The following is a 13,712-nucleotide window of genomic DNA, read 5'->3' on the forward strand; positions in this document are numbered from 1 at the left end:
GCGCCCTCCCGCCGCGACTTTGAGGCGGCCCACCGGAAGCCGCCCCCGGCCACCAGGGACGCCTTCGCCTCCCTCATCCGCTGTGGCCTCAGCCGCCGCGCCGCACGACCGGAACCGGCCTCCCTTTGTCTCGTTCGCGGCGTTCCCATCCGCCGTACCCCCCAGTAGAAACCGGCGGTAACCGTTCCGCCGGACAGGAGGACGCCCATGCACCGCAGAAGACGCAGACTCAGACACACGCTCGTGACCGCCGTCGCCGCGGCCGCCGCCCTCGCCGGGCTGCCCGCCATGGCGCCGGCGGCCGCGGCCGGCAGCGGCGCAGCCGTCTCGGCGCCGCTGCCCGCCGAGCTGGAGCGCATCCGGGCGGCAGAGGCCACGGCCCTCTACGGCAGCCCCGCCGAGCGCCCGCTGGCCGAGCGCAAGACGTCCATCGTCTCCCTCGGCGACAGCGAGATCTCCGGAGAGGGCATCGGGACGTACGAGCCCGGCACCAACGGGCCCGACAACTGGTGCCACCGCTCACCCGACGCGGCGATCCACCGCACCGGCATCGGCACGGACACCACGTACAACCTCGCCTGCTCCGGCGCCCGGACCGGGCACATCGTGATCGGCGGCACCAAGCAGCACGCCGACGAACTCGTCCAGAGCGACCATCTCGCCGTCAAGGCGCGCAACACCGCCGTGAAGATGGTGCTGCTGGTCGCCGGAGCCAACGACGACCTGCGCTTCGGGTCCGTGATGACCGACTGCGTCACACGCTGGTTCCTGTTCAAGGGCGCCTGCGAGCCCGGCTACGCCCCCGGCTGGCAGGCACGCGTCGACGGGCTGCGGCCCAAGGTCGAGCAGGCCGCGCGCGACCTGCGGACCGTGATGCGCGAGGCCGGCTACGCGGACTCCGACTACAAACTCGTCGTCATGGGCTACCCGAGCCCCGTGGGCCCGGACGTCTACGACAACCCGCGCTTCCGGGGCAAGCTGCTGGGCGGCTGCACCGGCTACGACTCCGACGCCGCCTGGGGCCGCAACCAGGCCGTCCCCGCCTTCGAGCGGGGCATCCGCGAAGCGGCGCGCAACGCCGGCGCGGTCTACCTCGACAACTCGCGCCTCTTCCACGGGCACGAGGTGTGCATGGACGGCGCGTGGGCGCGAGGACTCCACATCGACCTCTTCAACCCCTTTCCCCCGGACTCCAATTCGCTGCGGCAGTCCTTCCACCCCAACAAGGGCGGGCACGCCGCGTTCGCGGCCTGCCTGACCCGGCTGTACGCCGTCGACTGGCGCGAGGCGAGCTGCGCCGACCCCGCGAGCACCTCGCGACCCGTGCTCTACGAGGGCGCGTGGGACGACATGTTCCGTCCGCTGCGCAACCGCGCGACCGGCACCTGCGTCGACGTCGGCCGCTCGAAGACCGCGAACGGTTCGGACGTGGGCGGCTGGGACTGCCACGGCGGCCGCAACCAGGAGTGGTGGTACGACGGGGAGCGCGGCTCGCTGCACAGCGCGCTCACCCACGACCGGTGCCTGGACGTGCCCCGCGGCGACTACACGGCAGGGGCGTCCCTCCACCTGTGGAACTGCCACGGCGGTCCCAACCAGCGCTTCGTCCTCAGGGACGGCACCATCAGCCCGAGGTCGGCGCAGCACCTGTGCCTGACGCTGGCCTCCGCCCGGGACGAGCTGCGCCTGCGCCCCTGCGACGGCTCGGCAGGGCAGCGCTTCGTCTGAGTCCGGCCGCCTCCGCGGTCTCGTCTGAGTCCGGCCGACTCCGTGGCCCGCCTGAGTCCGGCCGCCCATGCAATCCCTGCGATCGGCTGACCGGTCGGCTCCGTGCCCGGCGCCACACCGAGGCCCGCGCGGGTGGGAGCGGAGACGATCCGCTCCCACCCCCGTGGACCGGGCTCCGCCGCGTTCCGGTTCGCACAGTCGGCCGCGGGCCATCATGCTGGTGGTGGAGCCGGTGGACGGCCGTCCCGGCTCCCCTCGTCGACCACCCCTCGGCGCGCGGTCGGGCCGGCCGGCCCGACCCGTGGCGGGCGGATCGCAGCCGCCCGGCCGGATGCCGGAACCGACAGGGCCGCCACGGGTGCCCCGCGGATCACCCCGGGCCGCCGAGCCACCAGGCGGGTGCGTCACACACCCCGCGGCCGCGAGCCGTTACGACCGCCTTACCCAGCCCCTCCGTATGGTGCTGCCAAGGGCCCGGTGCCCGGCACCGGCCACGAGGGACCTCCAAGGAAACGCCATGACCCAACCCCTGATCCGGCAGATCCTCGACTACGAAAACCGCGCGGACCCCTACCCCCTCTACGCGAAGCTCCGCGAGACGCCGGTGCTCCACGACGGGCACGGCACCTACGTCGTCAGCACCTACTGGGAGATCCTGAGCCTCCTCCACGACCCCCGGGTCAGTTCCGACCGGCGCAAACGCACCGTGCAGGACATCTATGGCATGACCGACGACGGCGGCGACGGCGGCGAGGGTGCCACCCTGCCGCCCCCCTTCCTGCGCCTGGACCCCCCGGAACACGACAGGCTGCGCACGGTCACCAACCGCTCCTTCGGGCCGCCGCATTCGCCCCGGCGCGTCCTGGAGATGCGCGGCGAGCTCGAAGCGGTCGTCTCCGGCCTCATCGACGGCATCGAGGACACCGGCCGGATCGACCTCGTCGAGCAGTTCTCGTACCCCTTCCCCGTGACCGCGATCTGCCGCCTCCTCGGCGTCCCCCGCGAGGACGAAGCACGCTTCCACACCTGGGCGGACACCCTCGCCGCCAGCCTGGACCCCATGCCCGGGGAGGACCCGACCGAACGCAACCAGCGGACCCGCGACGCCCAGCTGCAGCTCGGCGGGTACCTCGCCGGCCTCATCGAGGAACGCCGCAGCCGGCCGGGCGACGACATGCTCTCCGCACTGGCGGCCGGCTCCGGGGCGGACGACACGCTGTCGACGATGGAGGCCATCACCACGGCGGCGCTGCTGCTGATCGCCGGCCACGAGACCACCGTCAACCTGATCACCAACGGGATGCTCACCCTGCTGCGCAATCCCGAGGTGCTCAAACGGCTCCGCGACGACCCCCTGCTGGCCCCGCGCATCGTGGAGGAACTGCTGCGCTACGAGCCGCCGGTGCAGCTCATGCCGAATCGCACCGCCGTCGCGGACATCGACATCGGCGGCCTCACCATCCCCAGCGGCGCCGCACTCTGGCTGGTACCCGGCTCCGGCAACCGGGACCCCCGGCGCTTCGCCGACCCCGACCGTTTCGACCCCGACCGCGAAGACATCGAGCACCTGGGCTTCGGCAGCGGCATCCACATCTGCTTCGGCGCCCCGCTCGCCCGGCAGGAGACGGAGCTCGCCCTGATCCATCTGGCGCGCAGACTGCACAATCCCCGGCTGCTGGAGGACCCTCCGCCCTACCGCAGCAACGCGGTCCTGCGCGGACCCCGGCACCTGTACCTCGGCTGCGACGACATCCGGCCCTGACCCGCGACCGCCCCTCGTCCCGCCGCGCGCGGCCCCTCGCCTTCCACGGCCCCGTCTCCCACGAGGCGGGGCCGTGCCGCGGCCGCACCGGCGTGGGCGGCCCGTCCCCCGAGGGAGCGACATCCGTCCCCCGGACGGATCCCGCGATTCCCCCGTCGCGGGAGCCGATCGGTGGATCACGGCGGCGGTCCGCACTTCCTAGCGTGGTGAACCCAGGTCGGACCCACCGGGGAGGACGAGAACCCGGCGGGCCCGCAGCACCACGAGAAAGGATCCCCACATGCATGTCGTTGCCAGGACCGCACTCTGCGCCGCCGCCGCAGGCGCGCTCACCCTCGGAGGCGCGGCCGTCGCCGGCGCAACTGCGAAGGCGGCAGCACCCACGGGCGTGGTGGCTGCGCCCGTCGCGAAGAAGGCCGCAGCGGAGGTGAAGTCCGCCTCCGCGCCGAAGCAGGCCGTTGCCGGTGACCTTACGGTCGTCTCCGTACCGGAGCGGAAGGGGCCGGCCGTCTCCGTACCGGAGCGTAAGGGGCCGGTGGTCTCGTCTGTACCTGACCGTAAGGGGCCGCTGCTTTCGTCCGTGCCGGAGCGTAAGGGGCCGTTGGTCTCCTCCCTCCCTGAGCGGAAGGGACCGCTGGTCTCGTCCGTGCCGGAGCGGAAGGGACCGCTGGTCTCGTCCGTGCCGGAGCGGAAGGGACCGCTGGTCTCGTCCGTGCCGGAGCGGAAGGCCCCTGCCGTCTCCTCCCTGCTGCCTGAGCGCAAGGCCGGTGCCGCTGGTGCCGCCGAGGTGTTCGCAGCGGCGAAGCCCGTCAACCGCTGACGCCGTGCGGCCCTGAGCGCTGACGCGCTGCGGTGCACGCAGTGTCGCGTGCTGAATCGCGCCGCTCGCCGGAGGGCACGATGAGCCTCCCTCCGGCAAGCGGCGCGGCGACGTGTGCGCCCGTCGAGTGAGATGACCGGGGCCGCCGGAGACACGTCCTGAAGGTCACGATCAGATCTCGCCCGTCACCCCACCCCTTGCGGACCCCGTGTGTAATCGATTCCAATCCTCTCTGCGCCCACTCGTGTAATCGATTCCACGCACTGCTCCCCAAGGAGGTGTACCAGCGATGGCGAGTATCAAGGACGTCGCCGCCGAGGCGGGTGTCTCCGCCGCCACGGTCTCGCGCGTCCTGAACGACCATCCGTCGGTCAGCGCCGACGCCCGCACGCGCGTGCTGGCCGCCGTCGCGACGCTCGGCTACCGCCCGAACGCCGTCGCCCGCTCCCTGCGCACCGACCAGACCCACACCCTCGGCCTGGTCATCAGCGACGTGCTGAACCCCTACTTCACCGAACTGGCCCGCTCCGTCGAGGAGGAGGCCCGCGCGCTCGGCTACAGCGTGATCATCGGGAACGCCGACGAGCGGCCCGACCTCCAGGACCACCACGTACGGAACCTGCTGGACCGCCGCATCGACGGCCTCCTCGTCTCCCCCACCGACGGCGGCTCGCCGCTGATGCTCGACGCCGCACGCGCGGGGACGCCGATGGTGTTCGTCGACCGGTGGATCCCGGGCGTGGACGTGCCCGTGGTCCGCTCGGACGGGCGGGCGGCCGTACGGGACCTGGTCGAGCACCTGCACGGCCTCGGGCACCGGCGCCTCGCGATCATCGCAGGACCTGCCGCGACCACCACCGGGCGGGAGCGCGTGGAGGCCTTCAGGGAGGCGCTCCGCGCGCACGGCCTCGACCTCCCCGACGCCTACGTGGGCCAGGGCGACTTCCAGGCCGAGAGCGGCCGCCAGGTCACCGAGCGCTTCCTCGACCTGCCCGAGCCGCCCGAGGTCGTCTTCGCGGCCGACAACCTGATGGCCCTCGGAGCCCTGGACGCCGTACGCGCCCGGGGCATGCGCGTCCCCGGCGACATCGCGCTCGCCGCCTTCGACGACGTCCGGTGGTTCGTGCACACCGACCCGCCGGTCACCGCCATCGCGCAGCCCACCGGCGAACTGGGGCGCGCCGCGGTGCGCGCACTCGTCGCCCGGATCGAGGGCCGGCCCGGTGAGTCACTCACCCTGCCCGCCCGCCTCGTCATCCGCCGATCGTGCGGCGAGCCCCCCTCGACCGTGCCGCCCCCGTCCCCCGTACGAAGGAGTATGCCGTGAGCGACCCGGACGAGTTGCTGCGAATCGAGGGCATCCGCAAAACCTTCCCCGGCGTGGTCGCGCTCGACGGCGTCGACTTCGATCTGCGCCGGGGCGAGGTGCATGTGCTGCTCGGCGAGAACGGCGCCGGCAAGAGCACGCTCATCAAGACGCTCTCCGGTGCCTGCACGCCCGACGCCGGGCGGATCCTGGCGGGCGGTGAGGAGGTGCACATCAAGAGTGCGCAGGACTCCGAGCGGCTCGGAATCGCCACCATCTACCAGGAGTTCGTCCTCGTACCCGATCTGTCCGTCGCCGAGAACATCTTCCTCGGACGCCAGCCCCGGCGGTTCGGGATGGTCGACCGCAAGCGGATGGAGGCCGACGCCGAGGAACTGCTCGCGCGCGTGGGCGTGAACGTGTCCCCACGGGCGCGCGTGCGTGAACTCGGCATCGCCCGGCGGCAGATGGTCGAGATCGCCAAGGCGCTCAGCCTTGACGCACGCGTGCTCATCATGGACGAGCCCACCGCCGTACTCACCACCGAGGAGGTCGAGAGGCTGTTCGCCATCGTGCGGCAGCTGCGGGCGGACGGGGTCGGAGTCGTGTTCATCACGCACCACCTGGAGGAGATCGCCGCCCTCGGGGACCGCGTGACCGTCATCCGCGACGGGAGGACCGTCGGGCAGGTGCCCGCCTCCACCGCCGAGGACGAACTCGTCCGGCTCATGGTGGGGCGGCCGATCGAGCAGCAGTACCCGCGGGAAACGGCCGAAGCCGGAGCCACACTGCTGACCGTCGAGGGCCTCACCCGGGACGGCGTCTTCCACGACGTGAGCTTCGAGGTGCGGGCCGGTGAGGTGGTGGGCATCGCGGGGCTCGTCGGGGCCGGCCGTACCGAGGTCGTACGGGCCGTGTTCGGGGCCGATCCCTACGACAAAGGCACCGTGAAAGCCGGGGGAGCGGCGGTGAAACCCCACGACGTCAACGCCGCCATGGCCGCCGGGATCGGCCTGGTGCCCGAGGACCGCAAGGGCCAGGGACTGGTCCTCGACGCCTCCGTGGAGGAGAACCTCGGGCTGGTCACCATGCGGCAGGCCACCCGCGCGGGGCTCGTCGACCTCGGCAGGCAGCGCGAGGCCGCCGCACGGATCGCCAACCGGCTCGGAGTGCGGATGGTCGGGCCCGGGCAGCAGGCGCGGACCCTGTCCGGCGGCAACCAGCAGAAGGTCGTCATCGGCAAGTGGCTGCTCGCCGACACCAGGGTGCTGATCCTCGACGAGCCGACACGCGGGATCGACGTCGGCGCCAAGGTCGAGATCTACCGGCTCGTCAACGAGCTGACCGCCGCCGGAGCCGCCGTCCTGATGATCTCCAGCGATCTGCCCGAGGTGCTCGGCATGAGCGACCGGGTCCTGGTGATGGCGCAGGGGCGGATCGCGGGCGAACTCCCCGCCGGCGAGGCGACCCAGGACGCCGTGATGGCGCTCGCCGTCGGCAACCCCACTACGGAAACGGAGGCCTCACGTGGCCACTGACACCATCAAGAGCCCCGCGGGCGCGGGCGGCGCCTCCGGCCCCGGCGGGCTGCGCCGGCTGCTGCTCGACAACGGGGCGCTCACCGCGCTCATCGTCCTCGTCGTCGCGCTGTCGGCACTGTCCGGCGACTTCCTGACGGCGGACAACCTGCTCAACATCGGCGTCCAGGCGGCCGTCACCGCGATCCTCGCCTTCGGCGTGACCTTCGTCATCGTCTCGGCGGGCATCGACCTTTCGGTGGGCTCGGTCGCCGCGTTGTCCGCGACCGTCCTCGCCTGGAGCGCCACCAGCGAGGGAGTACCGGTCGTCCTGGCGGTGATCCTGGCCGTCGCCACCGGCACGGTCTGCGGCCTGGTCAACGGCTTCCTGGTCTCGTACGGCAAACTCCCGCCGTTCATCGCGACACTCGCCATGCTGTCCGTGGCGCGCGGGCTGTCGCTCGTCATCTCGCAGGGCTCGCCGATCGCCTTTCCGGAATCGGTCTCACGCCTCGGTGACACCCTCGGCGGCTGGCTCCCGGTGCCGGTGCTGGTGATGGCCGTCATGGGGCTGATCACGGCGTTCGTGCTGGGGCGGACCTACCTCGGCCGGTCCATGTACGCGATCGGCGGCAACGAGGAAGCGGCCCGGCTGTCGGGGCTGCGGGTCAGCAAGCAGAAAGTCGCCGTCTACGCGCTGTCCGGGCTGTTCGCCGCCGCCGCGGGCATCGTGCTCGCCTCCCGGTTGTCGTCCGCGCAACCGCAGGCCGCCCAGGGGTACGAACTCGACGCCATCGCGGCCGTCGTCATCGGCGGTGCCTCGCTCGCGGGCGGTACCGGCAAGGCGTCCGGGACTCTGATCGGCGCGCTGATACTGGCGGTGCTGCGCAACGGCCTCAACCTCCTGTCCGTGTCCGCCTTCTGGCAGCAGGTGGTCATCGGTGTGGTGATCGCGCTGGCCGTGCTGCTCGACACCGTGCGGCGCAAGGCGGGGGCGACTCCGGTGGTCGCCGGTACCGGTGGCGGCCCCGGCAGGCGCAGGCAGGCGGCCACCTACCTCCTCGCCGCCGTGGTCGCCGCCGCGGTCGTGGGGGCCACCTCGCTGCTGCACGGCGGCGCGCAGACGGCCGCGCAGCAGCGGATCGGGCTGTCGCTGTCCACGCTCAACAACCCCTTCTTCGTGCAGATCAGGGCGGGCGCGGAGGCCGAGGCGAAGAGGCTCGGTGTCGACCTCACCGTCACCGACGCGCAGAACGACGCCTCTCAGCAGGCCAACCAGCTGCAGAACTTCACCAGCGGGGGCCTGGCGTCGATCGTCGTCAACCCGGTGGACTCGGACGCGGCGGGCCCGGCGGTCCAGGCCGCCAACCGGGCCGGCATACCCGTCGTCGGCGTCGACCGGGGCGTCAACAACGCGAAGACGGCGGCGCTGGTCTCCTCCGACAACGTCGAGGGCGGCAGGCTGGGGGCCCGGGCACTCGCCGAGAAGCTCGGCGGCAAAGGCACCATCGTCATCCTGCAGGGCCAGGCCGGAACCTCCGCCAGCCGGGAGCGCGGCGCGGGATTCGCGGAGGGACTGAAGGCCTACCCGGGCATCAAGGTGGTCGCCAAGCAGCCCGCCGACTTCGACCGCACCAAGGGCCTCGACGTGATGACGAACCTCCTCCAGGCGCACCCCGGCATCGACGGGGTCTTCGCGGAGAACGACGAGATGGCGCTCGGCGCGACCAAGGCACTGGGATCAAAGGCCGGTACGTCGGTTCAGGTGGTCGGCTTCGACGGCACGCCGGACGGGCTGAAGGCGGTCGAGAACGGGACACTGTACGCGTCGGTGGCCCAGCAGCCGAGGGAACTCGGCCGGATCGCCGTGGGCAACGCCCTGCGCGCCGCCGCGGGCGAGAAGGTGAGTGCGACGGTGAAGGTGCCGGTGAAGGTGGTCACGAAGGAGAACGTGGCCGGATTTGGTGGCTGACGACTGACGGCTGACGTCGGCCATGTGACGACTGACGGAACACATCTGACGGATGACACTTGACGACTTCTGTCAGCTGTCATCATCAGGTGGCCGGCGCCTCGGCTCCGGCCACCTGCCGGATACGGGGTACCAGGGGAGACCTTTCATGTACGACTACGACCTCCTGGTCATCGGGTCGGCCAACGCCGACCTGGTGATCGGGGTCGACCGGCGGCCGGGCCCAGGGGAGACGGTGCTCGGCTCCGACCTGGCCGTCCATCCGGGCGGCAAGGGCGCCAACCAGGCCGTCGCGGCCGCCCGGCTGGGAGCCCGCACGGCGCTGCTGGCCCGGGTCGGCGACGACGCGCACGGCCGTCTGCTGCTCGACGCGCAGCGGGCGGCCGGGGTCGACACGGTGGGCGTGCTGGTCGGCGGCGCGCCGACCGGCGTCGCGCTGATCACCGTGGACCCGTCCGGTGACAACAGCATCGTGGTGTCGCCGGGTGCGAACGGGAAGCTCACGCCCGGGGACGTCCGGGCGGCGGGGAGCCTCTTCCACGCCTCCCGGGTGGTGTCGGCGCAGTTGGAGATTCCGCTGGAGACGGTGGTGGAGGCGGTACGGAACCTGGCGCCGGGCACCCGCTTCGTCCTGAACCCGTCGCCGCCCCGCCCCCTGCCGGCGGAGGTGCTGGCGGCGTGCGACCCGCTGATCGTGAACGAGCACGAGGCGAAGGCGATCCTCGGCGACGTGCCGGTCGGCGGCGGTGCCGCCGACTGGGCGCGGATCCTGCTCGCCCGCGGCCCGCGTTCGGTGGTGGTGACGCTCGGTGCGCAGGGTGCTCTGGTGGCGTCGGCGCGGGGCGTGGACCTGGTGCCCGCGGTGCGGGTGGACGCAGTCGACACCACTGGTGCGGGCGATGCCTTCACCGCGGCACTGGCCTGGCGGCTGGGGCAGGGCGACGCGCTGGCGGACGCGGCGGCGTACGCGGTGCGGGTCGGGGCCGCGGCGGTGACGAGGGCGGGGGCGCAGGAGGCGTACCCGACGCGCGAAGAAGTCGCCGCGCTGTGAGGAGGGCCGGGATCCTCAACCGCCATCTCGCCGGGGCCCTGGCGGAGTTGGGGCACGGTGACCTGGTGCTGGTGTGTGACGCCGGAATGCCGATCCCGCGCGGGCCCCGCGTCGTCGACCTGGCCTTCCGGGCCGGGGTGCCGTCGTTCGCGGAGGTGCTGGACGGGCTGCTGGCCGAACTGGTCGTGGAGGGCGCCACCGCGGCGAAGGAGACACGGCGGGCCAACCCGGCGGCGGCCGCGCTGCTGGACGGCCGCCTCCCCGCGCTCAGACTCGTACCGCACGAGCGGCTGAAGAGGCTCTCGGGAGGCGCACGTCTCGTCGTGCGCACCGGGGAGGCGTCGCCGTACGCGAATGTGCTGCTGCGCTGCGGTGTCTTCTTCTGAGGCCCGTCCCTCCGGGCTGACGGTGCGGCCGGTTCCGCCGCACCGTCAGCCCAGACGTCCGAAGATGCCGGCCAGCAGGACTCCGGAGGCGAGGAAGACGACGGTCAGCGTCGCCATCGCCGTCTTCTGCTCCCGGGTCACCTCGGTCTGCGGCATGTCCATTCCCGTGCCGGCCCGGACGGGCGCCGCGGGGGCCGCCTCGCCGCCCTTGCCCAGCACCCTTACCGTCCCCATGCCGTGCTTCAGATGGTTGGCCACCAGCCAGACGTTCACCGGATAGGCGAACAGGAGACCGGCCAGGACGGCGAGGGAGAAGGTGGCCCAGAAGCGGACGTCGCCGGCGTCGTCGGTGCCCGGCACATGGCTCCGGATGATCACGAGTACCGCCACCATGGCGCCCATCACGCAGTTCATCGACAGCCACTCCGAGAACACCGTGGAACGCACGGCCCGGAGGTAGCTTCCGCCCAGCATGTCGCGCATGAACAGGGCCTGGAACACGAGCAGTCCGAAGCCGAAGCCCACGACGTACTCGAGCAGGCTGTCGCCCCACGGGGGAAGCCTCAGCAGCGACGCGGCCACCGCCGCGATCATGATGCCGGTGGCGTCGCCGGCGACGCAGTGGATGGTGGATCCGAAGGCCTGCTTCCACAGCGGTGCCACGAACCGCTCGTGGGTCCCGGGCCGGGGTTCCTTGCAGGAGAGCACATAGAGGGCCGCGCCGACCGGGCCGATGTAGAGCGTCACCAGGACCCAGCCCCACTTCATCACGGTCAGTTCGGGGTTCTTGGTGTACGCGTCGTAGGCGACATAGGCCGTGGACACGGCGACCAGGAGGAACCAGGAATACATCAGTGCGTCAGCGGTGGTCCCGCTGATGCCGTTGCCGGCCGCGTACATGTACGTCGTGCCCCCTGATCGTCCACCCGACGGGCGCCCTGTCCCGGTTCACCGTGCATCATGGGCGCAGAGGTGCGGGACGCGGTCGGCCGACGCTCTCACCGCGCCGTCTCCGCCTCTGCTCTCACCCCACTGGGCGAGCTTGCCGCGTCGCCGACCGGATGACCGCTCGGCGGACCGGCCGCCGTACGGCACCGATATCGCCGGCCCGCGCCACCCCGCCGCGGCCGGGGGCGCGGGCCGGCGCGGCCGACCGCCCGCGGGCCGTTCTTGACGGACACTTCGCCACCCCTGGGGAGCTTCTTCGTGCCGCTCACCAGGTCCTTGAAGCCCTGGCCGGCGCGGAACCGCGGCACCGAGGTCTTCTTGACCCGTACGCGCTCGCCCGTCTGCGGGTTGCGGGCGTAGCGGGCCGGACGGTCCACCTTCTCGAACGAGCCGAAGCCGGTGACCGAAACCCGGTCGCCGCCGACAACCGCGCGGACGATCGCGTCGAGGACCGCGTCGACAGCGTCGGCGGCCTGCTGCCGACCGCCCATCTTGTGCTTGCAGCCCGAGGTCTTGAAGAAGTCGCCCTCCTTGAGCTCCACGATGGCGCTGCCGGTCGTGTAGTCGTTGGCGAGGATGCTGCTGTTGCTGCCGCTGGCGTCGCTCATGCGCGCCCAGTAGCAGCCGCCGGCGCTGTCGGGGCCTTTGGTCTTGTAGGTGCCGGGGGCGAGGTATTCGTCATCGAGGGCCTCGGTCATGTCCTCGTAGTCCGGCGTGTTCTCGGTGACCTCGTAGGTGCCGGGCTGGATGCCGAGGGTTTCGCCCATGGCCGCGTCGAACGATTCCAGGACCTTGTCGAACTCTGCTTTGGCGTCCTCAAGGGCCTTGGACGGGTCCACCGTGGGCTCGGCTGCCGGGCTGGTCGTCGCTGCCGGCTTGCTCGGCGCTGCGGCTTTGTCGTCCCCCTCGGCGCCCCCGCATCCCGTGAGCGTGATCGTTGCAAGGATCGCGGCTCCAGCCGCTGCGCGCCATGCGGTCTTCTTGTGCATCCCCACCCCTTTTTCGGCTCTGTGTCCGACGGCGCATCATATGGCGGATCGTGCCCCCTGGCGGTGTGGAATGCGCAAGAGGGCGTACGCTGATCGTCAGGCCCGGTACTGCATCCCCCGTCGGTACCGGGCCGTCAGCTTGTCCGGCCGCGCAGGACGATGACTTGATGCACGCCGCCCTGCTCTTCCTCGCGCTGACGTAGCTCGTCCTCGACGGCGCGGCGCAGCGGTTCGAGGCGGGTCGGCATGGGCGTCCACTCCGGGACCGCGGTGCCGACTTGCGGGGCGTTGCGCTCGGCGAGGAGTTTCTCCATCTCCTCGTTCAGGACTTGGGCGGCGCGGGCGAAGACGCGCTGTACGCCGCGCGGCCGTAGCGGGAGGCCTGGCGGGTCCTGGACGACGTCGCCGTCCGGGAGGCGCCGGTTGTTGTGCTCCAGGGACACCCACAGGTGCTTGACGGGGTGCTCCAGGGGCTTGGTGAGCTGGTCGCGGAGCGGCAGGTAGGCGGCCAGGGCGTCGCGGGTGGCCGGGGAGAGCTCCCATTCCTCTACGGGCGGCTCGGTGGTCTGGCGCCCGCCCCGCGGGCGTTGGAGGCGCAGCGTGGATAGGTCGCGGGCGAGGTGGGCGACGTGCTGCCCGGCGAGGGTGCCGGAGCTCGCGGCGGTGTCGAGGACGACGCCGTACATCGCGAGGAACCGGACGCGGAATGGCTCGCTGATGGACCGCTCGACCTGGCCCTTGAAGTGCTCCAGGAGCAGGGCGCGGGTGACCGGGGGGACGACCGGGGCCGGCTGGGGCGCGGGTGGCATTTCGGGCCGCATGAAGGGTGTGCGGGTGTGCTCGGCGACGATCTCCATGGCGCGGATACGGGCGCGGATCTGTGCGTCGGACTCCGGCTCGGTTTTGCCGTCGCCGCGGATCAGGCCGCGGGCGGCCAGACGTAGGAACTCGGCGACCGAGTCGGGGGCGAGCAGGGATGCCAGGTCGTCGTACGCGTCGGGGGTGAGTCCGAAGCCGTTCACGGCCCGCTGGAAGGCGCCTTCGAGGGCGCGGAGGTGCTTCTTGCGGGAGGCGCCCATCTGCTCCTTGGGGAGCGCGCACAGCTCGTCCACGGCGCGGCTGAGGGCGGCCAGCGAGGGTGTGACGGTCGGCTCCGGGGCGGTGGACATGCCCCCATGATGACGGCTGGGGCTGCGGGCGGTGCGGTCTCCCTCGTTTCTGCCGGGTGCTGCT

10 protein-coding genes and 2 pseudogenes are annotated in these 13,712 nt (G+C 72.0%); 8 read left to right on the forward strand and 4 right to left on the reverse strand.

From position 1 onward, the window contains the following. Positions 1-207: 207 nt before the first annotated feature. The 8 genes from DDW44_RS30270 (at position 208) to rbsD (ending at position 10,542) form a co-directional block, all read left to right on the forward strand. Entirely contained in the window at positions 208-1,728 is a 1,521-nt protein-coding gene (locus DDW44_RS30270) for a ricin-type beta-trefoil lectin domain protein (protein ID WP_108908479.1), read from the forward strand. A gap of 517 nt (positions 1,729-2,245) precedes the next feature. Next, complete coding sequence (locus tag DDW44_RS30275) at positions 2,246-3,490, forward strand: cytochrome P450 (RefSeq protein WP_018890608.1); 1,245 nt, start codon at positions 2,246-2,248, stop codon at positions 3,488-3,490. A gap of 601 nt (positions 3,491-4,091) precedes the next feature. Further along, positions 4,092-4,310: a hypothetical protein gene (locus DDW44_RS31845; RefSeq protein ID WP_167455548.1), complete on the forward strand. Its 219-nt coding sequence runs from the start codon at positions 4,092-4,094 to the stop codon at positions 4,308-4,310. Positions 4,311-4,599: 289 nt separating this feature from the next. Further along, positions 4,600-5,637, forward strand: coding sequence for a LacI family DNA-binding transcriptional regulator (locus tag DDW44_RS30285; RefSeq protein WP_108908481.1), 1,038 nt, complete (start codon positions 4,600-4,602; stop codon positions 5,635-5,637). Beyond that, positions 5,634-7,154 (forward strand): sugar ABC transporter ATP-binding protein, encoded by a 1,521-nt coding sequence (locus tag DDW44_RS30290; protein ID WP_108908482.1) that lies wholly within the window; start codon positions 5,634-5,636, stop codon positions 7,152-7,154. The genes DDW44_RS30285 and DDW44_RS30290 overlap by 4 nt, the downstream gene beginning before the upstream one ends. Continuing rightward, on the forward strand, positions 7,144-9,105 hold the full coding sequence (locus DDW44_RS30295; protein ID WP_108908483.1) for an ABC transporter permease/substrate-binding protein: 1,962 nt from the start codon (positions 7,144-7,146) through the stop codon (positions 9,103-9,105). Before DDW44_RS30290 ends, DDW44_RS30295 begins: the two co-directional genes overlap by 11 nt. Before the next feature lie 148 nt (positions 9,106-9,253). Further along, on the forward strand, positions 9,254-10,156 hold the full coding sequence (locus tag DDW44_RS30300) for a ribokinase (protein ID WP_108908484.1): 903 nt from the start codon (positions 9,254-9,256) through the stop codon (positions 10,154-10,156). After that, the gene (rbsD, locus tag DDW44_RS30305; protein WP_018890613.1) at positions 10,153-10,542 is read left to right on the forward strand and encodes a D-ribose pyranase; all 390 of its coding nucleotides are present in this window, start codon (positions 10,153-10,155) and stop codon (positions 10,540-10,542) included. The genes DDW44_RS30300 and rbsD overlap by 4 nt, the downstream gene beginning before the upstream one ends. Before the next feature lie 45 nt (positions 10,543-10,587). Here the strand turns inward: rbsD and DDW44_RS30310 are convergent, their stop codons facing one another. The 4 genes and pseudogenes from DDW44_RS30310 to DDW44_RS30320 form a co-directional block, all read right to left on the reverse strand. Then, positions 10,588-11,442, reverse strand: coding sequence for a DUF4396 domain-containing protein (locus DDW44_RS30310; protein ID WP_108908485.1), 855 nt, complete (start codon positions 11,440-11,442; stop codon positions 10,588-10,590). A 259-nt stretch (positions 11,443-11,701) separates the two neighbouring features. Continuing rightward, positions 11,702-11,981, reverse strand: a pseudogene (locus tag DDW44_RS30315) (HU family DNA-binding protein); the annotation flags it as partial. Between the two features lie 18 nt (positions 11,982-11,999). Further along, positions 12,000-12,479 (reverse strand): annotated as a pseudogene (locus DDW44_RS33665) (Rv1352/Rv1906c domain-containing protein); the annotation flags it as partial. A 134-nt stretch (positions 12,480-12,613) separates the two neighbouring features. Next, positions 12,614-13,648: a hypothetical protein gene (locus DDW44_RS30320; RefSeq protein WP_108908486.1), complete on the reverse strand. Its 1,035-nt coding sequence runs from the start codon at positions 13,646-13,648 to the stop codon at positions 12,614-12,616. Positions 13,649-13,712 lie beyond the last annotated feature (64 nt).

The sequence above is a fragment of the Streptomyces tirandamycinicus genome (genome assembly GCF_003097515.1).
Classification (GTDB): Bacteria; Actinomycetota; Actinomycetes; order Streptomycetales; family Streptomycetaceae; genus Streptomyces; species Streptomyces tirandamycinicus.

What these genes read in the sequence shown, in the direction of transcription:
- DDW44_RS30270 (WP_108908479.1), top strand. Translation starts at nt 208, where the DNA reads ATGCACCGCAGAAGACGCAGACTCAGACACACGCTCGTGACCGCCGTC.
- DDW44_RS30275 (WP_018890608.1), top strand. Translation starts at nt 2,246, where the DNA reads ATGACCCAACCCCTGATCCGGCAGATCCTCGACTACGAAAACCGCGCG.
- DDW44_RS30285 (WP_108908481.1), top strand. Translation starts at nt 4,600, where the DNA reads ATGGCGAGTATCAAGGACGTCGCCGCCGAGGCGGGTGTCTCCGCCGCC.
- DDW44_RS30300 (WP_108908484.1), top strand. Translation starts at nt 9,254, where the DNA reads ATGTACGACTACGACCTCCTGGTCATCGGGTCGGCCAACGCCGACCTG.
- DDW44_RS30310 (WP_108908485.1), bottom strand. Translation starts at nt 11,442, where the DNA reads ATGTACGCGGCCGGCAACGGCATCAGCGGGACCACCGCTGACGCACTG.
- DDW44_RS30320 (WP_108908486.1), bottom strand. Translation starts at nt 13,648, where the DNA reads ATGTCCACCGCCCCGGAGCCGACCGTCACACCCTCGCTGGCCGCCCTC.